The organism is Desulfacinum infernum DSM 9756 (assembly GCF_900129305.1).
In the GTDB taxonomy this organism is placed as follows: domain Bacteria; phylum Desulfobacterota; class Syntrophobacteria; order Syntrophobacterales; family DSM-9756; genus Desulfacinum; species Desulfacinum infernum.
In genome coordinates this window covers 15558-34890 of sequence record NZ_FQVB01000037.1, presented here as the reverse complement: position 1 = coordinate 34890, position 19333 = coordinate 15558, and the positions used below count along the sequence as shown (strand labels likewise).

Below are 19333 nucleotides of genomic sequence, written 5' to 3'. Positions count from 1 at the left end.
TCGACTGAGACAGAAACGACAAGGCTGATTTTTTCGTCCCAAGTGGGTCAAAATTGTTGTCCAAAAAAGGGTCAAAATAATTGGCCATTGACACCATGAAACCCGCGCACCGCGCCGAGAACTTCGCTCCTGACGGCGAAGGCCCACGGCAAGGCCGAATCGACGCACACGGGGTCGGGCCAGTCGGTTTCCCCGTCTCCCAAGCCGACGAGATCGAACCGAAGGTTTGAGAAGCGCCAACGGAAGCCGACGCCCACCAACCTTTGAAAATCGGGGTCTGCATAGACGCCGGGAACAAGCACGCCGATGGCGGGATCCAGGTCGCACGCCTCCACGAGGCCCTCCACGAAACCCGGAGAGATCGCTACCCTTGAATCCAAAACAATGACCCAATCCACCTGGGTGGGATCCGCACCCAGCCTCGAGAGATCTTCCGGAACGGGGAGTTCCCGGGGCACCGTTACGAGCCACACCGGCTTAAAATGCTCCACGAGTTGCTGAAAGCCGGCGCTTGGTTTTTCATAGGGGGAACCCTTAGGGGTTCGCACGATCACGCCCATCTTGGGGGAGGAAAGCCTTATATCACGACGTTTTGCAGTGATGAGGAACTGCCACACGCCGAAATCTTCACGGTCCACCGTCCAGAAAGCGCTTCGCCCCGGCGACTTTTTCAAAAAGACAGTCCGAATACTTCCGTCACGGACCGTTCCAATATTTTCGATGCGCAACCCCGCGGCCCAGGAAAGCTCCCGCGCCGTCTGGCGAGTGAAAAACCGAAGATGGGTCCGGTCCAAAAGCCCCTCGGATGTGTAATTCCATCGTCCGGCCATGAGATTGAGAAGAACTTCCTGATTCTGCACATTCGGCACACTGGCCACCACCGTCCCCCCGGGAGCCAAATTCTTCGCAAGATGCGCCAAGACCCTTTGGGGGTCCCTGAGGTGCTCCAGGACATCGGCCAGGACGATGCAATCGTGCCCTCCGCTTCGAGCGAATCGAGCACCTCTTTCCACTGGCGCGATCCACACCCGATCCAAAGGCAGGGCGGCACGGCGACCGGGGACCTCGGCTATTTCGATACCGTGGACCGTGACCTGGCTTCGGCTCTTGAGATCCTTCCCCAGTCGGCCGCTTCCACAGCCCACATCGAGCACCTTTCGGGCCTCCTTCGGCACAAGGCGGAGGATTTCCGGACGGCGCCGTTCAAAATAGGGAGGGATATGAACGTTTTCCCGGATCATGAAACGCTCTTTCGAAATGGGGACATGCCTAATAGGACAGGCTCTTCGGTCGGCCCGTTTTGGGAAACGAGGTGCCATTGGCCGTCAAAATCAAGAAAACCGTCTACGCCGCTCATGAGCGTCGCTCGGCTCATGCGCTTGCCCCCCACGATGCGAAAACCCGCCACGGCCTCTCGGTAATAGACGGGCTGGAACGTATCCCCTAAAGCAATGCCGAATCTGAGCAGATAGGTTCCCGGAAGTAAGGGCAGATCTTTCATGGTAAAGTTCAGGGCGTAACGTCCGGGCGTTAGAATTCGGTCGTCAAACACCCCGGCGCTCTGCTTCGTCGCCAGGTACAAGAAATCCGTCGTGTGGATCCCCACGCCGAAAATCGGCCTCGGGATGTCGCGAAAAACGGTGAACTTGATGTTGACACAGAAACTGTCCCGTGCCATCACCTCCTGGATTTTTTCCCCTCGAGCGTTGACCAGTGAGACATCCGTAAGTTCCACATCCCCGCTGCTGACTTCTCTGGCCCTGCTTCGAGCACCTGCCAAGAAGGACCCCATGATCTTCTTGTCGCTCATTTCATAAAATTTGTTGCACACATCTCGCGAAGGGCCGTCTTCCAGGATGCGCCCTTGATCGATCAGAAGAACGCGGGAGCACAGTCTCTCGACCTGACGGATGTTGTGCGAAACCAGGAGAACGGTACGACCTTCCCGGCGGATCAGCGATTCCATTCGATCGAAACACTTCCTCTGGAAAGCCAGATCCCCGACGGCGAGGACTTCGTCGATAATGAGGATGTCCGATTTGAGAGTGGTGGCCAAGGAAAAAGCCAGCTTGACCTTCATTCCCGAACTGTACCTTTTGAAAGGCGTGTCGATGAATTCCTCCAGCTCCGAAAAATCGATGATCTCCTCCATTTTCGATCGGATTTCCTTCTTGGACAAACCCAGGATCGCCCCATTGAGGTAAATATTTTCCCGGCCCGTGAGTTCCGGGTGCATGCCCGCACCCAATTCGATCAAAGGGGCGATGGTTCCCCGTGTCACGATCCTCCCGGAGGTCGGTTTGGAGACGCCGGAAATCAGCTTCAGGAGGGTGCTCTTGCCCGCACCGTTGGGGCCGATGATTCCCACGACCTCGCCGGGTTCGATGGAAAAACTCACGTCGTCCAAGGCCTTGAAAACCGCTCTCCCCTCAGGCTTCCGGCCCCGGAGGCGCGCCCCCAGGTTTCGGAGAGTGTCTCGAAAGCCGGTGACCTGTCCCAACCGAAATTCTTTCGTCAGATGTTCCACTTCAATCATGGCCATGGGTTCGCCGGTCCTTCCTTCAGACGACATCGGCAAAGTAGGCTTCCGCCTTTTTGAAGATCCTGTAGCTCACCGGAAGCAAAACGCATGTGGCTGCCACCCCGGGCCAAAGGACCGCAAAATCGGGCGGTTCCCCCTTGAGCATGACCCTTTGAAAGGCGTCGATAATTCCCGCCAGGGGGTTGATGGTGTAGAGTCGATAGGCTATTTCGGACCAGGCACCGGCTGCGCGTTCCATGAGTAGTTTCTTTTCCACCAAAGACAAGGGATAGATGACCGGCGAGGCGTACATGAGAAGATTCAGCCCCACGGGCAGGAGTTGCCCCACGTCCCGGTAATAGACGTTCATGGCAGCCCCGACCAAACTGACGGTGAGAGAAACAAGGATGGTATAGGCGAAAATGGCCGGGACCCACACGGCAAGGGGGCTCGGGGGCATGCGATACCACAGCATGAGCCCCGCCAGAATCACGAAGTTGATTCCCAGTTCCACGAGCTTGGTGACCACCGCCGTGAGTGGGAAGACTTCCCGAGGAAAATAGATTTTTCGAATGAGCGCCGCATTGGCCACCACGCTGTTGACACTTTCCGACGTGGCTTCCTGAAAAAACACCCACGGCATGAGGGCGGCGAAGGTCAGGATGGGATAGGGCACGCGGCCTGAGTCGATCCCCACGAAGCTGCGCACCAGGGTGAAAATGACCATGAGCAACACGGGCTTGAGAACGGCAATCCCGATGCCCAGGTAGGCCTGTTTGTACCGGACCGTGATGTTCTTCCAGGCCAGAGTGGCCATGAGTTGCCGGAAGGTCCACAGTTCCTTGACGACGGTGATCATGGGCACCTCGTGGTGTGGTGAGTGGTGAGTGGTGAGTCGTGAAATCGTGAAGTCGTGAATCGTGAATCGTGAAGTGGGCGGATTAGGAGATGCACCGGGAATAGAGGGCGCGGTAGAGGGCACCGTTGCGGTCCCAAGTGCGCTCCCGGAGGACCCAGTCCCGGCCTTGGCGGCCGATCCGCTCCCGAAGGGATTTGGAAGAAAGAAGCGTCGAGATGGCGGAAGCCAGCCCCGGGATATCGTCCGGAGGAAAAAGGATGCCCGTTTCCCCGTGGCGGATGAGTTCCCGGTGACCTCCCACGCCGCTGGCCGCCACGGGCTTTCCCAGGGCCATGGCTTCCAGAGGCTTGAGCGGCGTCACCAGCTCGGTGAGACGCATGGACTTTCGTGGATAGACCAAGAGATCCGCGGCGGCATAGGCCTGGGCCACCTCCGCGTGGGGAATGCGTCCCGTGAAGACCACCGATCCGGTCGCCCCGCGGCGCTCCGCCAGAACCCGCAGCCGCGCCTCCATGGGCCCGCCGCCCACCAGCAAAAGCCGAAGCTCGGGATGTCGGGCGACAAGCCTTGCGCACGCCTCGATGAGAAGATCCAGACCTTCGTAATGATAAAAAGACCCGATGAAGGCCACGGTCCCGGCACCGGGCTGCCGAAAGCGCCCGTTTTCCCCCGCCGAAGCCTCCGGAAGGGAAAACTCCGAGGGATTTACTGCGTTGGGCACCACCGCCACCTTGGCGTCCTCGATGCCGCGGCCCAGCAGATCCCGGCGCAGCCCCTCGCAGATGGTGACCACCCGGTCCGCCCGGCGACACACGGCCGTCTCCAAGGCCCGCACCAGCCGGTACTTGGCCGATGACGATCCGTAGGTCCCCAGATCCGCCGCCGCGTCTTCCCAAAAGGCCCGGATTTCGTAAACCAGCGGGATTCGAGCCCGGCGGGCTTCCACCAGGGCCGCCAAGGCGTTCAGAACGGGGCTGTGGGCATGGATCACGGCCGGCCTCTCCCGCTCGATGAGCGTCCGGATCCGGGATCTCAGCCGCCAGACCACCGCCCCTTCACCGATCACGCCGTTTCCGCCGGCGACCGAACCGCTCCGATGGACCGCGATCCCGTCGATCCGCTCCACGGCAGGCGACGGTCGCTTCCAGGAGGCCTCGTGCTTGGGCGAGGTGAGCGCCACCGGCTCCAGGCCGGCCCCTTTCTGGCTCCGCAGGATGTTGCGGCTCCGGAAGGCATACCCGCTTTGGAGCGGAAGGCTGTGGTCGAGGATGTGGAGGATTTTCATTTTTCGGGAGTCGGGAGTGGGGAGTGGGGAGTCGTATTTTGCCATGGCCAATGTGGACCGCTTGGATTGGGGGTCTGGAGGAGGGCGGTGAGGATGCGGTCGGCGGTGCGCCCGTCCCAGAGATCCGGCACACGACCCAGCCGCCGCGGGCCGTCCAGAACCGCCTGAATGTCCCCCGCAAGGCTTTGGAGCGACGTCAGCCGGTTGCTTCCCTCGGTCACCGTGACGGGCCGCTCCGTGTTGGGCCTCAGCGTGAGACACGGGGTGCGGAAATAGGTGGATTCCTCCTGCAGGCCGCCCGAGTCGGTCAGGACGAGCCGCGCATTTTCCGTGAGACAGAGCGAATCGTGATAGCCCACGGGGGGGATCTTGCGGAGACCGGGGGAGGTGACCCCGTCCAGCCCGAATGCCTCCAGGGATTTTTGCGTTCGCGGATGGACCGGAAAGACCACCGGAAGATCCCGGGAAAGCCGGATCAGGTTTCCCAGGATGGCCTCCAGGGAATCGGGCCGGTCCACATTGGAAGGCCGGTGAAGGGTCACGTAGGCATAGCGGCCCGCCTCCAGCCCCAGCCGATCATGGGTCCGCCGGGCCCGGGCACGGGGAAGGTTCGCCACCAGGGTGTCGATCATGATGTTTCCCACCCGGCGGATCCGTTCCGGCGGCACCCCTTCGCGCAGAAGATTCTCGTCGGCGTCCGGAGACGGGGTGAGCAGCAGGTCGGCCAGGACGTCCGTCACCAGCCGGTTGATCTCTTCCGGCATGGTGCGGTCGAAACTGCGGAGCCCCGCCTCCACGTGGGCCACTGGGATTCCCAGCTTGGCCGCCACCAGTGTGCAGGCCAGGGTGGAGTTCACATCCCCCACCACGATCACCCAGTCGGGCCGATCCTTTCGGCACACGTCCTCGAAGCGCACCATCACGGCCGCTGTCTGGGCCGCATGGGTTCCCGAACCCACTTCCAGGTTGATGTCGGGATCCGGGATGTTCAGTTCCCGAAAGAAGACTTCCGACATCATGATGTCGTAGTGCTGGCCCGTGTGCACCAGCACCGGCCGCAGGGCTCCGTTTCCGGCCGTGCGCCGCTCGTTGGCCCGCGCGACGGCATGAAGGAGCGGCGCCACCTTCATGAAGTTCGGTCGGTCTCCGGCGACCAGGACGAGTTTCATGCGCCCTCCCCCTGCCGGCTTCGAAGCCGGTGAAGTTCCAGCAAGACCTCTTCCAGTCGGTTCATCCCCGCCTCCCAACCGTGGTTCTCCTCCACGAAGCGCCGCGCCCGCGCGCCCAGTTCCCCCGCCAGGGACGGATCCCGCAGAACGCGAAGAACCTCCCGGGCAAAGCCGTCTTCGTCGTCGGCCGTGAGAACGTCCCGGCCGCTTCGGGCTTCGATGCCGTCCAGGGCCCGGGAGGTGACCACCGCGGGCCGCCCCATGGCCATGGCCTCCAGCACCTTGTTTTGCACGCCCCGCGCCAGCCGAAGCGGCACGACCACGCAGGCGGCGGACGCCATGTACGGGCGCACATCGTCCACGAATCCCGTCACCCGGATGCCCGGCGTCCCGGCCAGGGCCCGGACGCGCGGATGGGGCCTCGCCCCCACCACCCAGAAGCTCACCTTCGGAAATTCCCTTCGGATGCGGGGAAAGATCCGTTCGGCGAACCACAGCACGCCGTCCACGTTGGCCGCATAATCCATGGCCCCCACGAAGACCAGCCGGGAGGTCCCGCCGTTGCCGCCCGCCGCTTCCTGGTTCCGGCGCTCCGGAACCGCTTCGGGTCGAAAATGATCCGTATCCACCCCGTTGGGAGCCACGTGCACGTTGCGGGCCCCGGGAACCCGCTCCCCAAAAAGGGCCGCTTCCTTGCGGGAGACGAAAAAACAGGCATCGAAGCGTTCCTGCACCTTCTTTTCGTAGCCCAGGAGGCGCTCCGCCTCCCGGCGGTAGATCCACCGCGCCGGCCCGGAAGATCGCCTGGAATACTGCAGCCACTTGTCCGAATCCATGTCGCAAAAGTCCATGATCCACAGCGGCCTGCGCCCCGCCTTCGAGCGGCTCCGGAAAAGGTATTCGGCCATGGGCGACGAAAAGCAGACCACCGCATCGTAGCCTTCGCGCGCGAGCCATCCGTCCACCACTCGCTGCAGGCCCGGCCGATAAAAGTAGGGCACCGAAAGCGGTCTTCCCCGCCAGAGGGCCGGCAGACTCCCCGCCTTGGCCCGCCACGGCACCAGCCGCTCCACGGCCACCCGCCCGCACCAGCGCCTCAGATCCTCCCGGTAGGCCATGTCCTCTTCCACGTCGCACAGGCAGGCCAGGTCCACCCGGTGTCTTCGGGCCAAATGGCGGATTTCGTGGTAGGAGCGGATCTTGTCCCCCTTGTTGGGCGGATAGGGTATGCGATGGGCGAGGTAGAGGATTTTCATGGCTCGGGAGTCGAGAGTGGGGAGTGGGGAGTGGGGAATGGATACACAGGCTCCGTCATCTTCTATTGGCACCGGGGACTCTTGTCTTTGAGCGTTCGTCTGAGCGCGTTGATCATTTTGCTGATGCGCTCCACAAGCTCCAGCGCCGTCTCCACGTGTTCCGGCGACAGCAGCCCCAAATACCTCGAACACAACTGCAGCTGAGTATCCAATTCGGCCAATGAACCCCGCGCCACCCCGAGAAACTGGATGAATTCGGCCGTTGAATTCCTGGCGGCTCCTTCCGCGATATTGCTGGGAACGGAGACAGCCGCCCTTCTCAATTGACTCGCCAATCCGTACTTTTCCGTTTCAGGGAGCATCGCCGCCACTTCATAAATCTCCTTGCAGAGCTCCATGGCCATGCCCCAGACTTTCAGTTCCTTGTGGGGACGGTGAAACGGTCGCTTCATCGAACCTCCCCTTGTATCCCCCACTCCCCACTCCCCACTCCCCACTCACGCCAAGTGCCGCGCAACGGGCGGGCCCAAAAGCCGCGTGGCCCCATGGGGCAGGCGCCGCCAGGCTTCGATCAGGAATCGGTACCGGGGATTGGCCGGGCTCATGTCCGGCATGGCGGAAGCTCGATGGAGCACGTACTGGTAGGCGAGGGGTTCGGGCTCAAAGCCCCAGTGCTTCTTGAAGGCGTAGGAGCCGGTGCCCTTCTTGCTCCGGCCGAAGTCGAACCGGCGAAAGCCGGCCAGGCACGCGCGGCGCATGAGCTCCCAGTACATGAAGTCGTTGGGCGCCAGGTGCCGGTGGGAAAAGAGCGATCCGGCATAGTAGGGCATGACGGCGTCGCGCCAGTAAAAACTCAGGACGGCCGCCACGGGGGCCCCCTCGCGGGTGCGGACCGCCAGGATGTCCGCCCGGGAGCCGAACCGGGCAAGGAAGTTGGCGAAAAGGCGCCGGGGAAAGACCGGTGTTCCCAGCCGATGGTAGTTGGCGGCCAGGATCTCATAAAACGTGTCCAGAAGGTGACGGCCCGTTTCGGACCGGAGCCCCGCCTTCATGCCCACCCGCACCATGCGCCGGGATTTGCGCGGAATGGCCTTGAGGTTTTCATCGGGGTCCGGGGACATCTCCTTTCGGAAACTCACATAAAGATCCTTGGTGGGAAGCCCGTCCACGGGGCGCCGGTTGCGAAGCTCCAGGTAGGAGGCCTTTCTTTCGGCGGAAAGCTCTGCGGCATGGTCGATCAGCGCCCGCTCCACTTCGGGGGAATCGGCCAGCGCCCCGCCGGTTTCGGCGAAGGGAACCGAGAGAAAGTAATGGCCGAAGAGGCGGCTTCGCATCTCAAAGAGCGGGAGCACCCCGACGACGGAAGGGGTTTGGCCCGTCCGGTGGAAGTCCTCCGCCACCAGATAGGAACTCCGATGGCCGAAGGACGCCTCCACCGCCCGTTTCCACGCGGTGGTGTGGAAGGGCGTTCCGCCGGGATGGGAGGCCACGTAGGCGTCCCAGGCGGCCCGGTCGGATTCCGTGATTTTTCTAATCTTCAGCATGGGGGGGAGGGCTCTTTGAACGGCCGAGGACGTTTTCCAGGTAATCGGAGCAGGAAAGGAAGCGGCACGGCTCCAGAGTCCCGGCGAAGTTTTCCAGCTTCTTTTCGGTTTTTTCCAGGTTCACGTAGTGGCGAAAGCGGCCCAGAGGACCCAGGCCCCCGACCCGGGGCTGGTCCGGGTCCAGTTCCCACGGATGAAGGTAGAAGACGTAAAGGCCCTCGCGATCCAGGATGGCCCGGGCTCCGGCCGCGAACAGCTTCAAGCACAACAGTCGAAAATAGCCTCCGCCCGCCCAGGGGAGGGCCCCTCCGTTGAGATGAAGGTTGCTCACGGGAATCTCCACCAGTCGACCCGGCGTTTCATAGACACCCCGGCGCTTTCGCAATGCAGCCGGATCCAGGCGGCCGTGCCTGGGATTGGCCCCGAAGGAGTTGTAGCTGGAATCGTAGCAAAAACCTTCCTCGGCCAGAATCTCCAACAATTGCGGGGAAACGGAGAATCCGGGAGCCCGGTAGCCCACCACCGGTTCGCCCAGGATGTCCTCCAGGACGGCCTTGCTCCGGCGGATGTCGTCCCTCAGGGAATCGGGGGTCATGTTCCGGCACAAGAGATGTCCATGACCGTGGGAGGCCACTTCGTGGCCCCGGTCCCGGATCTCCCGGACCAGGTGCGGCACCTTTTCGGCGACCCAGCCCAGAACAAAGAAGGTGGCCCGGACATCCCGGGCCGCGCCGTCCTCCCGCCCATCTCTCAATCGGTCCAGAAGGTCCAGAAGGCGGCGTGTGGCCCCTTCGACGCGCAGCTCGCAACCGTCCCACGTGTCGGGGGGAAAGACCGCCCGCAGGTTCTCCACCTGGAACCAGTCCTCCACATCGAAGGTGAGCACCACCACCCGCTCCGACTTCGAACCCTTCACCCTTCTCCCTTCACGACTCCACCACTTCACGATTTCACGATTCACGATTCACGATTCACGATTCACGATTCACGATTCACGATTTACGATTTACGATTCACGATTTACGATTTACGATTTACGATTTCACGATTTCACGCTCAAAAGCTGATGGGCCTCAGCTCGGGAGAAAGGTTCATGCTGAAGTCCACCCCCACCCGGTTTTCGTGGGAGTCCTCTTCGTCCAGGTTGGAATCGATGGTGCGGTGGGAAAAGCTCAAAGAGAGGCTGAACCGGCGGCTGATCTGGTATTGCACGCCGATTCCGGCCAGGTAGGCGTTGTCCTTGCGCTCCGGATCCTCGTTCAGGTACTCGTCGCGCCGGTAGGTCAGGTAGCTGCTCCAGGAGATCTTCTTGGTCATGGCATAGCGAAGGTTCAGGCTCGTGCCGTAGAAGGTGGAAAAGCCCAGGTTTTCCGTTCCGAAGAAGGCCTCCCGGAAGCCGCTCTGCACGCTCACACTTCCCACCAGGCGTCCCGCCTTCCACTGGTCGGCGCTGTTGTAGTTGAGGGTCAGGGTGAGGCCCTTTTCGTCGTCATCGTCCTGGTTGTCCTGGAAAAAGTAACCCACGCCCACCGTGACGCTCGACTGGGGGCTCAGTTGATAGGTGCCGCCCACGGAGGCGTGGTAGACCACGTAGTCGTCCCCGTCGCCTTCGGAATCGAGCAGGATCTGCGTGTAGTCCGCATAGCCGCTGAAGCGGGGGCTGAAGGCCCGGGTGAGCCGAAGCGACCCGTTCCAGCGGTCGAAGTCCTCCGTGGGATCATCGATATAGCGGCTGTCGGCGTCGAACGTTCCCCGCGTGTAGCCTCCCGCGGCCGAAAGGCTCAGGTGAGGGTTGATGTTGTAGGTGAGACCCACGGTGGGGTTGTGACGCCGGCTGTCTTCTTCGAACCGGCTTTCATGTTCCGTGAGGGAGTGGAGGTAACCCAGGTAGAGGCTGTGGCCGCGCCCGAAGGTGTGGGTGATGCGGCCGGCGGCCGTGTTGGTGTAGTAGGGCTCCCGGCCTTCCCGGAGGGTGGTGTCCGGCTGGAGACCCAGCTCTTCCGGGGTGAGCACTGGAGGCGGCGTTTCCCCCTCCTGCGCCGGAACCTGGGAGCGGAACCGGGCCTCCCGCCGCTCCACCTCGTCCGTGTTGGGGTCTTCCGTTCTCAGAAAGGAGTCGTAAAAGGTCAGATGGGTGTTCTTGGTCAGCGAATGCCAGGCGTTGAAGTTCAGGCTGTGGCGCAGGGTGTTGTCGTCCTCGTTCTTGGCATAGACGGCCACCCCCGGCGCGTAGCCGAGCCGGAGGCCGTTTCGGCGCCCCGACACCTCGTAGGCCAGGCTGGGGGTCACCACCAGGATCCAATCCGAATCCGTATCGTCGTCCGTCAGATTCACATTGTCCGTATATTCACCGGTGACGGAGAGGTTGGGGATGATCACGTGCCGGTACTCCGCCCGCGCCGGCACGGAGAGGACAGTACACGCGAAAAGAGCCAGTGCCAGTACCCGAATCCAGCGTCCCATAACCCCTCCTGTCTCATGCGGTTAGGATGAACCCCTGTCATGGAACAACGATGGTGTCGTTGGGATGGATGTAGATGTTCTGTTCCGGAGACTTACCGTGCAGGATATCGTTGTAGTTGACGACCATCCTTTTTTCAACTCCGTTTTCCCGCCGCAGGATCACGATCCGTTTCTTGTTGGCCCACTCGGTCAGACCGCCGGCCCGGGCCAGGGCCTGCAGGATCGTGAGATCCTTGATGAGGTCCTGTTCCCCGGGGGCATTCACTTCGCCCACCATGTAGTACTTGTTGTTGGCCGACGCCGTCACGATCACGCTCACCACGGGCTGCTCCAGAAACTCCGAAAGCCTCTTTTGAATCTCGTTTTTGAGATCCATGGGGGTGCGCCCCGCCGCCCGGATGTCGTCCAGGAGGGGAAGGGAGATCATGCCGTCGAGACGGACCTGGGTCTGCCGGGTCAGTTCCGGCTCCCGCCACACGTAGATCTCCAGGGCGTCGCCCTTGCCGATGACGTAGTCGCCCACTTCGGGAGGCCGGGCCTCCTCGGGGCCGGGAACGACCTCCTTGGCCTCCTGCGCCTGAACAAGGGCCGTGGAGAAGAAGATCATCCATACCGCCAGTGCCGTAATCCAAGGGGTGCGTCGTTTCATGGGGTCCTCCTTTTGTTCGTGAAGTCGTGAATCGTGAAGTCGTGAAATCGGGAATGGGGGGCGGAAGGGCAGGCTTCGCCCAACTCGGTTACAGGGCCTCTTCCCAACCGACAGCAAGAACAAGGTCTGGATCCCTCCAGGAGGGCCTCCTAGCGGGCGCCTTTTCCGAAGAGCACGATCTGAACGGTTTTCAAGACCACGTACAGATCCAGGAAAAGGGACATGTGCTTGATGTAGAAAAGGTCGTATTCCAGCTTCCTCAGGGCGTCCTCCTCCGAGGCGCCGTAGCCGTAGTTCACCTGGGCCCACCCCGTGATGCCGGGTTTCACCACGTGGCGCTCACCGTAAAAGGGAATCTGCTCCTTGAGACGGGCCACGAAGACGGGCCTCTCCGGCCTCGGGCCCACGAAACTCATGTCCCCCCGGAGCACGTTCCAGAACTGGGGCAGTTCATCCAGGCGGAGTTTCCGAAGCACCCGGCCCACAGGGGTCACGCGCGGATCGTTCTCGCCGGCCCACACGGCTCCCGTTCGCTTTTCGGCGTCCTTGACCATGGTCCGGAACTTGATGATCTCAATGGGCCGCTCGTACTGCCCCACCCGTTCCTGGCGGAAAAAGACGGGACCCTCGGAAGTGAACTTCACGGCGCAGGCCACCAAGACCATGACCGGGGCGGTGAGCACCAGCCCGGCGAGGGCGAAGGCGATGTCCAGAAGCCTCTTGCCCGCCGTGAGCAGGCGATGGCGCCGGAACCCTTCGGAAAAGATCAGCCAGCTGGGATTGGCCCTTTCCACCGGAATCCGCCCGCTCAGGGCCTCGTAGAAAGCGACGCCGTCCAGGACGGAAATCCCCATCATCTTGCACTTGAGAAGGGCCCCGACCGGAAAGTTCCCCCGACGTTCATCCAGGGCCACCACGATCTTTCGGATCCCCTCCCCCAAGGCCTTTTCGCACAAGGTGTCGTAGTCCCGGTGGATGGGGCAGTTCCAGACGGGATGCCGGTCCGCGGCCGCGAGAGGATCCACCAGGGCGTTCACCACGTAGCCGCTGTCCAGGTTCCGATTGATCTCGCGGGCGATCAGGTTCGCCAGCTGTCCGTTTCCCAGCAAGAAGATGCGTTCGGTGAGCAACTTCCGCTCACAGATGAACTGGTAGGCGAAACGCCAGGACAAGAGGCCGAAGACGAGCAGAAAAAGGGCCAGGAAGAAGATCTTGTTGGCGATGATGAGTTTCCGATCCAGATAATAGAGGCCGGCGAGCAGGATGCAGGCCATCCCCAGGGCCTGCAGGATGCGGGTTCCCAGCTCGAAGACGCTCTCGCGGGCCTTGATCTCGTAGAGTTCGTGGTAATAGAGGCTCAGTTGGACCACCACCGTGGTGATGAGCATCCGAAGCCCCATGCTGTGGCGGGCCCCCGCGGTCGGCTCCCACAGATCCAGGGCCACATGGGACGCCGCCACGAGGGAGCCGAAGATGAGGGCTCCCTCGCCCAGGAAGAAGAGCAGGTTTCGAATGGGAAAGTAGGTGTGAAAGAACTTGAGCATGAACCGTCAGCCCCTCTCGAAAGCGTCTATTCGGCCGCCTTTTCCCCGCCGCCCCCCGTGGGCTCCTCTTCCCCTTCGTGGTTTCCGAACACAGGGGTGTACTTGTACTTCTTGTAGACCTTGGAGCTCTTGTCGTAGTCGTTGAAGACCACGCCCAGCAGCTTCTCACGGCGGATGCGGTTCACGGCGTTTCGGACCGCGTTTCTCGGCGTGCGACCCCGCCGCACCACCAGGATCACCGCATCCACCTCGTTGGCGATCACGAAGGTCTCCGGAGCCAGTTCCAACGGCGTGCTGTCCATGACCACGAACCGATCCGGATACCGGTCCCGAACCTCCCGAATCAGCCGAAGCATCTTTTCCGATGTGAGCAGCTCCGTGGGCTGGTGGGTGGAATTGCCTCCCGGCAGGATGGTGAGCTTGTGGACCGGGGTTTTCCTCAGGAGCTGATCCAGGGGCGTATCGCTGGTGAGATACGTGGAAAGGCCCCGGTGTCCGCCATGGAGACCGAAGACGCGGTCCAGGCGCGGATACCTCAGATCGCAATCCATCAGGAGAACCCACTCGTCCAGACCCTGGCTGATGGCGGCCGCCAGGTTCGAGGCCACGTACGTCTTGCCGTCCCCGATCAGGGGGCTGGTGACCAGGATCGTCCGGGGCGGATCCCCCTCCATGGGGCGGACCAACACGGAACGCAGGAAACGAAAGCATTCCGCGGTGGGAGACCCCGGCTCATCGAGAACCACCAGCCCACCGGGGGAGGCGGGCAGGCTCGGGACGACCACCCCGCGACGGGGACCTGTTTCCCTTTTCGGCGATTTCTTGGCCCTTTCCAGCGCTTCGTAAATCTTACCCATGATTCATCCTGTCCCGCAGTCACGTGGAACGATTCAGCCCCCGTCTCAGGCGGCCTTCCTTTTCAGTCCGAGGCCCCACCAACGATGCTTCTGGTTTTCGTCCTCCAGCCGGGGCAGACTCACCAGCACCCGGGTGTTGAGGTAGCTTTCCACCTCTTCCGGCCGGTAGAACCGGGGATCCAGGAGCTCCAGGGCATAGGCCACGCCGCCGCCCAAACCCAGGCCCAGCACCAGGGCCAGCGTCATGATCTTCTTGGCATCGGGCTCCACCGGTTTGGAAGGAGCGACCGCCGGATCCAGGATCCGGAACTGCTCACCCTTCTGCCGCTTTTCCAGCTCCTCGGCCATTTCCGCGTCCAGCAGCTTGGCCACCATGCTGGTGTAGCGGGATCGCACCGTGTTGTAGTCCCGCAGGATGTTTCCAAGCTCCAGGCCCACGGCGGGCGTCTTCTCCACCCGGTCCCGGTATTCGGCGATCTTCGCCTTGATCTCCCCCAGCTGGGCCTCGTTGGCCTCCATCTCCTTTCGGAGCTTCTCCAGCTGGAGCTCCAGGACCTGACGCGGACTCAACTGCCCCTGCCCCGGCAGCCCGTCACCCTGAACGTAGACACCCACCCGGGCCACCTCCTCGCGCAGCCGCTCGATGGTGCGCTTGAGCGAGATGATGTCCGGGTGTTTCTCCGTGTAGCGAACCCGGGCCTGCTTGAGTTTCTCCTCCAGGGCTTCCAGCTGCTGGGCCTCCGGAGTCTTCTGCCGCTCCCCCGGCAGCCCGGCGCCGGAAAGATTCAGCCGGCCGGCCTTGGCGTCCTGGAGCCGCTCCTGCACCAGAAGCTCCTGTCTTTTCTGTTCGTCGATCCGCTGCTGCAGCGCGTTCATTTCCTGCTGGAGCTGATTCAGGATGCTCAGGTTGGTTTCCAGCTGGTCCGGCAGCATCCCCATGTGCTTCTGCTTGAACGCCTCCACTTGCTTTTCCCGCTCGGCCAGATCCCGGCGGAGTTTCTCCACCTCGTTTCTCAGAAAGGCCGTGGTACCCATGGCCATCTCCTCCCGCACCTTCAGGTTCTGTTCGATGAACTGGGAGGCGATGGCATTGGTCACGGCCGCCGCCGTGGCGGGATCGTGCCAGCGGAACGAGATACGAAAGGACGAGCCGCTTCGGTCCACATTGATGCCGATCCGGGACCGGAGCTTGGCCACCAGATCCGCCGTGGCCACCGACGCCTCTTCCTGCTTGACGGCCGCCTCTTCCCCGTGCCGCCAGATGTTGATCTTGCGCCGGACCTTGGAGATGAGGTCCTGGACGCGGTCTTCCGGCTTCCGGTAGAGCTTGAACTCCTCGATGATCCGCTCCAGGTTGGTTCGGCTGTTGACCTGCTCGGAGATGGTCCGAAGCCGGCTGGCCACGTCCTGGGTGACCGTGGGCCGCACGTAGCCCGTGGGGATACGCTGCGGCTCCACCAGGATCAGGGTGGAGGCCTGATAGATCTTCGGAGAGACTTGGAGCACCACGAGGCCGACCACGAGCCCCACCAGGGTGGGAGCGAGGATCCACCACTTGCGCCTCCAGGCCATGTCCACATACGGTTCCAAATCCAGTTTAGGCAGTTGCATGACTCTCCATCCCTGTGCTGGTGAAACTCGGCTTCCTCACAGACCGTAAGCCTTGATCTTCCCGAGCAGACCCTTGTAGCTCACCTGGAGCAGCCGCGCGGCCGCCTTCTTGTTCCCCTGGGTGTGTTCCAGGGCCTCTTCGATGGCCTTGCGCTCCGCCCGTTCGGCCACCTGCTGCGATATCTCCCGCAGGGATCGCCGGCGTATGGACCGGCGGAATTCCGCCAGGTCCAGTTCCCCTTCCGATCGCCGCCGCTCCCCGACCCGGTTTCGCTGAAGGCCCTCCAGGGCCATGCTCTCGTTGCCCAGCGCCACCACGCTCTTGATGACGTTTTCCAGTTCCCGAACGTTTCCCGGCCAGTCGTGGTCCTCCAGCATCAGGCAGAAATCCTTGGACAGGGCCTTGGGCTTCTTTTCGTAGAGGATGGCGTACTTTTCCAGGAAATGCTCCCGAAGGGGCCCGATGTCCTCCTTGCGTTCCCGCAAGGGGGGCAGATGGAGCGTGATCACCTTGAGGCGGTAGTAGAGGTCGTTCCGGAAACGCCCCTGCTCCACCAGCTGCTCCAGGGCGGCGTTGGTGGCGGAGATGATACGAACGTCCGCCTTTTTGTTTTCCACGCTTCCGATGGGCGAATATTCCCCGTCCTGGAGGACCTGCAGCAGCTTGGCTTGCATGGCCTGGGCCATCTCCGAAATCTCGTCCAGAAAAAGCGTCCCCGACTCGGCCAGATCGAACTTGCCGGGCTTGTCGCCCCACGCCCCCGTAAAGGCGCCCTTCTTGTAGCCGAAGAGCTCGCTTTCCAGGAGCGACGAAGGGATGTTGGCGCAGTTGACCTCCAGAAAGGGCCCGGATCGCCGGGGCGAGTTGTTGTGGATGGCCAGGGCCACCAGCCCCTTTCCTGTTCCCGTCTCGCCGCCGATGAGCACCGTCAGGTCCGTGGCGCTGATCTTGGCGATGGTCCTGCGGATCTGATCGATGGCCTGCGAGTTGCCGATGAGATAGGGTTCGCACAACGGCCGAAAGGAATCCGTCTCCACGCGGCCCACCAGGATCTCCCACACATGGCGGGTGAACCTCTCGGGCTGAATGGGCTTGAAGAAGATGGTGCAACCGTCTCTCTTTTCCACGCGCCCCCCAACGCCGTCCTGGCTCTCGGCGACGAACAGGGCCCGCAGGTCGCCGCCTTGGCGCCCCCTTCCAGCGAAAACCGAAGGCAGTTCATCGCCCATAGTTTCCACCACGGCCAGCACCGGGCGGATTTTGTCCAGCAACGTCCGATCGATGCGCTCAGCGCAGACCACATGGCGGGGGATTCCAAGCTGTCCCACCAGGCTGCTCAGATAGAGGCCGTAGGCATCCTGCCGGGCACAAATAAGGACCGGCTTCCTCCTGGAGTCGTCCATGGCTTTTGGTCTCGTGGTGGCTGAACTCACGATGCGACGCCGGGTCTCAACCCGAACCGCCGCCGTTGCCTTCCCGCGCCCTGAGGCGCTCACCGCGCCGCCCGCGGTGTGCAAGGGGTAGAGCCAAAAGCATGCCAGCCGCCCAGGAAGCACGTTTTTTCTTGTGTTTGCCATGCCTTGTCCATTTGCCGAGGCATTCCGCCACCCCTGCGTTCCCCTCCCAAGCGCAATCAACTGCGCATTATGTGCAACGTTTTTCACTTCCTTGTCCGGCCGAAAGCCATGAAACGTGTGGAACATCAAGCTTTTAGTCTTTCCCGAGGGAGCTCAAGGAGCCTGTGAAACGAATTGCATGCCCTGTGAAACAAAAGGGTCCCCATGAGGGAACTCCGTTGCATCTCCTTCCTCGTGCAGCCCCGGCTGAGAAACGGACCATGGGTGGACAGGGCGCGACCGGGCCCTCATTAGACACCGAAATTCCTTGATATTGTCTCCAGGGTTCCCGGCCGCCATCGGCCCGCCTGTTGGAGTTTTCCCCATGGCACATTAATTGCTGCCTTGAGGGCTGATTTCCGCCCGTATCCAGGAAAGATCCGGGAGTGTTGGGAACAGCTTGGAGAACCGGGTCTGGGGGCTTTCCGACGACGAGAAAGGGACCGTTTTTTTCGTAGTGAAGCCTTTTGGGGGCTTCGAAAAGTTCCGGGACGAGACGGCGGGCGGAGTCTCGAGAGTCTCGGCTTGGAAGTGGAGAAGCATTCTCGGATGACCTCCTGGATGCCATGAACTGAAAGCTCAGGTGCAGATGCGGGGAGGAACGAAGTGGGGGCGACCACCGGTGGGCTGCAGGGAACGTCGAGGGAAAGGCGCAAGCATTTCCGGGTTCCGATCCACCTTCCGACCCATGTGACGGAATTGCAGACCCAGCAGAGCTACGCCGCCACGCTCCTGGATCTCAGCCTGCGAGGGCTGGGCATCCAGTCCCTTTCGGCTCGCTTTCCCCAGCCCGGCACCCGTGTCCTGCTGGGGGTCGCCCTGAACGGGGACGTGGTCAACGTCACCGGAACCATCCGCTGGACGGCCATGGAAGAGGAGACGCCGGAGGGAAGTTCCCGGTGCGGTGTTTGTCTGGACGAAGAACTGAAGGCACGGATCCCCATCCACTACGCCCTGAAGATATGCGAGGCCTTCGACGGAGAGGTGCACCGGGCCAGGACGCTTCGGGAACGGTATCCCCTGATGGCCCATGGAATCCAGGAGACCTACCCCTGGAGTCTCTGGGGGCAGATGTTGGGCACGGTCTCGGAACTGGCCCAGGCGCTGTGGGCCAGTTGCGCCGCCAGGGTAGACCTCAACGCCTTCCGAACCGAAAGGCTTCAATCCGACGCGGTCGCGCAACCGGACATGCTCAAGGTGATCACAGAGGACCTGAAGAAGACCGGTTCCCAACTGCGCGCCTTGGCCACCATGTTCCGGTGCGTGCGCGACAAGCATCTGGCCTTGAGCCAGAATTACGCCTACTTGGTGGACATGGGGCAAGTGATCGCCAGTTCCGTCCAGAGCATGCGGGAGACGTTGGCCGGCCTGACCGATGCACCGCTTCCCGAGATCACCTACAAGAGGTCTCCCCTGCCCCTGATGTTCGGGCGCTATCGGGACTTCGCCACCTGTTTCGACGGACTGCTCGTCTTTTCCTTCCGCAGCGCCTTTTTCAACAAGGGATCGCGCATCCTGGTGCAATCCCAAGCGGACGAGGACCGATTCGTCGTGTCCATCGAGGAGAACGGCTCGCGGGCGCTGGACAGGGATCTGCTGGAAATCAGCCCCCAGGGCATTCTGGATCTGGAGTCTTTTACCCAGCGGGACATGAAGGCCGCTCTGTGGCTCTATTGCGGCCTGCTGGCCCTGGAAGAACATGAGCCGACGCTCCAGGTCAGGAGTGAATCGGGAAGAAACGTGATCCGGCTCGTTCTGCCTCTGGAACCTTCGTTCAGGAAAACGTCCGGCGAGACAAGCGGTCCCTGAAAGTCTTAGCGCCTGCAACGGCAGACACACGAAAGGACATGGCTCATCCGAAAGAACTTATTCCCTAACAGTCATGGCGAGGCTCGCTACCCCGCATGGATGCAAGAGCGAAGCAAGAAACATTTTCTGTAGAAGCCGGCTTGCCGGCA

16 protein-coding genes are annotated in these 19333 nt (G+C 62.0%); 1 reads left to right on the top strand and 15 read right to left on the bottom strand.

Annotated elements, in window-relative coordinates; all coding sequences use genetic code 11:
* Nucleotides 1-71: 71 nt before the first annotated feature.
* The 15 genes from BUB04_RS15545 to BUB04_RS15475 form a co-directional block, all read right to left on the bottom strand.
* Nucleotides 72-1241 (bottom strand): class I SAM-dependent methyltransferase, encoded by a 1170-nt coding sequence (locus BUB04_RS15545; protein WP_073041152.1) that lies wholly within the window; start codon nt 1239-1241, stop codon nt 72-74.
* Nucleotides 1238-2542 (bottom strand): ABC transporter ATP-binding protein, encoded by a 1305-nt coding sequence (locus BUB04_RS15540; protein WP_073041150.1) that lies wholly within the window; start codon nt 2540-2542, stop codon nt 1238-1240. Before BUB04_RS15540 ends, BUB04_RS15545 begins: the two co-directional genes overlap by 4 nt.
* A 19-nt stretch (nt 2543-2561) precedes the next feature.
* Nucleotides 2562-3380, bottom strand: a complete 819-nt coding sequence (locus tag BUB04_RS15535; RefSeq protein WP_073041148.1) for an ABC transporter permease — start codon at nt 3378-3380, stop codon at nt 2562-2564.
* An 82-nt stretch (nt 3381-3462) separates the two neighbouring features.
* The gene (locus BUB04_RS15530; RefSeq protein WP_073041145.1) at nt 3463-4665 is read right to left on the bottom strand and encodes a TIGR04063 family PEP-CTERM/XrtA system glycosyltransferase; all 1203 of its coding nucleotides are present in this window, start codon (nt 4663-4665) and stop codon (nt 3463-3465) included.
* Entirely contained in the window at nt 4662-5834 is a 1173-nt protein-coding gene (gene wecB / locus BUB04_RS15525; RefSeq protein WP_073041143.1) for a non-hydrolyzing UDP-N-acetylglucosamine 2-epimerase, read from the bottom strand. Before wecB ends, BUB04_RS15530 begins: the two co-directional genes overlap by 4 nt.
* Nucleotides 5831-7090 carry a TIGR03087 family PEP-CTERM/XrtA system glycosyltransferase gene (locus tag BUB04_RS15520; protein ID WP_073041141.1) on the bottom strand — a complete coding sequence of 420 codons (1260 nt, stop codon included), beginning with the start codon at nt 7088-7090 and terminating at the stop codon, nt 5831-5833. The genes wecB and BUB04_RS15520 overlap by 4 nt, the downstream gene beginning before the upstream one ends.
* Before the next feature lie 62 nt (nt 7091-7152).
* A complete protein-coding gene (locus BUB04_RS15515) occupies nt 7153-7542 on the bottom strand; it encodes a four helix bundle protein (protein WP_073041139.1) in 390 nt (129 codons plus the stop codon).
* Nucleotides 7543-7587: 45 nt separating this feature from the next.
* Nucleotides 7588-8634, bottom strand: a complete 1047-nt coding sequence (locus BUB04_RS15510) for a FemAB family XrtA/PEP-CTERM system-associated protein (RefSeq protein ID WP_073041136.1) — start codon at nt 8632-8634, stop codon at nt 7588-7590.
* Nucleotides 8621-9550 (bottom strand): DUF3473 domain-containing protein, encoded by a 930-nt coding sequence (locus BUB04_RS19110; protein WP_073041159.1) that lies wholly within the window; start codon nt 9548-9550, stop codon nt 8621-8623. The genes BUB04_RS15510 and BUB04_RS19110 overlap by 14 nt, the downstream gene beginning before the upstream one ends.
* Before the next feature lie 140 nt (nt 9551-9690).
* Nucleotides 9691-11097 carry an outer membrane beta-barrel protein gene (locus BUB04_RS15500; protein WP_073041134.1) on the bottom strand — a complete coding sequence of 469 codons (1407 nt, stop codon included), beginning with the start codon at nt 11095-11097 and terminating at the stop codon, nt 9691-9693.
* Nucleotides 11098-11134: 37 nt separating this feature from the next.
* Complete coding sequence (locus tag BUB04_RS15495) at nt 11135-11746, bottom strand: polysaccharide biosynthesis/export family protein (RefSeq protein WP_084076558.1); 612 nt, start codon at nt 11744-11746, stop codon at nt 11135-11137.
* Nucleotides 11747-11895: 149 nt separating this feature from the next.
* A complete protein-coding gene (locus BUB04_RS15490) occupies nt 11896-13290 on the bottom strand; it encodes a TIGR03013 family XrtA/PEP-CTERM system glycosyltransferase (protein ID WP_073041132.1) in 1395 nt (464 codons plus the stop codon).
* 26 nt (nt 13291-13316) lie between these two features.
* Nucleotides 13317-14147 (bottom strand): polysaccharide biosynthesis tyrosine autokinase, encoded by an 831-nt coding sequence (locus BUB04_RS15485; RefSeq protein WP_073041130.1) that lies wholly within the window; start codon nt 14145-14147, stop codon nt 13317-13319.
* Nucleotides 14148-14192: 45 nt separating this feature from the next.
* Nucleotides 14193-15758: a Wzz/FepE/Etk N-terminal domain-containing protein gene (locus BUB04_RS15480; protein ID WP_073041128.1), complete on the bottom strand. Its 1566-nt coding sequence runs from the start codon at nt 15756-15758 to the stop codon at nt 14193-14195.
* 36 nt (nt 15759-15794) lie between these two features.
* Nucleotides 15795-17162 carry a sigma-54 interaction domain-containing protein gene (locus BUB04_RS15475; protein WP_073041126.1) on the bottom strand — a complete coding sequence of 456 codons (1368 nt, stop codon included), beginning with the start codon at nt 17160-17162 and terminating at the stop codon, nt 15795-15797.
* Nucleotides 17163-17981: 819 nt separating this feature from the next.
* On the opposite strand from BUB04_RS15475, the gene BUB04_RS15465 reads away from it, so the two are divergent.
* Nucleotides 17982-19184 (top strand): PilZ domain-containing protein, encoded by a 1203-nt coding sequence (locus BUB04_RS15465; protein WP_073041121.1) that lies wholly within the window; start codon nt 17982-17984, stop codon nt 19182-19184.
* Nucleotides 19185-19333 lie beyond the last annotated feature (149 nt).

Bases quoted from the DNA above. Each gene is read 5' to 3' on its own strand.
- BUB04_RS15545 (WP_073041152.1), bottom strand. From the start codon at position 1,241: ATGATCCGGGAAAACGTTCATATCCCTCCCTATTTTGAACGGCGCCGT.
- BUB04_RS15540 (WP_073041150.1), bottom strand. From the start codon at position 2,542: ATGGCCATGATTGAAGTGGAACATCTGACGAAAGAATTTCGGTTGGGA.
- BUB04_RS15535 (WP_073041148.1), bottom strand. From the start codon at position 3,380: ATGATCACCGTCGTCAAGGAACTGTGGACCTTCCGGCAACTCATGGCC.
- BUB04_RS15530 (WP_073041145.1), bottom strand. From the start codon at position 4,665: ATGAAAATCCTCCACATCCTCGACCACAGCCTTCCGCTCCAAAGCGGG.
- wecB (WP_073041143.1), bottom strand. From the start codon at position 5,834: ATGAAACTCGTCCTGGTCGCCGGAGACCGACCGAACTTCATGAAGGTG.
- BUB04_RS15520 (WP_073041141.1), bottom strand. From the start codon at position 7,090: ATGAAAATCCTCTACCTCGCCCATCGCATACCCTATCCGCCCAACAAG.
- BUB04_RS15515 (WP_073041139.1), bottom strand. From the start codon at position 7,542: ATGAAGCGACCGTTTCACCGTCCCCACAAGGAACTGAAAGTCTGGGGC.
- BUB04_RS15510 (WP_073041136.1), bottom strand. From the start codon at position 8,634: ATGCTGAAGATTAGAAAAATCACGGAATCCGACCGGGCCGCCTGGGAC.
- BUB04_RS15500 (WP_073041134.1), bottom strand. From the start codon at position 11,097: ATGGGACGCTGGATTCGGGTACTGGCACTGGCTCTTTTCGCGTGTACT.
- BUB04_RS15495 (WP_084076558.1), bottom strand. From the start codon at position 11,746: ATGAAACGACGCACCCCTTGGATTACGGCACTGGCGGTATGGATGATC.
- BUB04_RS15490 (WP_073041132.1), bottom strand. From the start codon at position 13,290: ATGCTCAAGTTCTTTCACACCTACTTTCCCATTCGAAACCTGCTCTTC.
- BUB04_RS15485 (WP_073041130.1), bottom strand. From the start codon at position 14,147: ATGGGTAAGATTTACGAAGCGCTGGAAAGGGCCAAGAAATCGCCGAAA.
- BUB04_RS15480 (WP_073041128.1), bottom strand. From the start codon at position 15,758: ATGCAACTGCCTAAACTGGATTTGGAACCGTATGTGGACATGGCCTGG.
- BUB04_RS15475 (WP_073041126.1), bottom strand. From the start codon at position 17,162: ATGGACGACTCCAGGAGGAAGCCGGTCCTTATTTGTGCCCGGCAGGAT.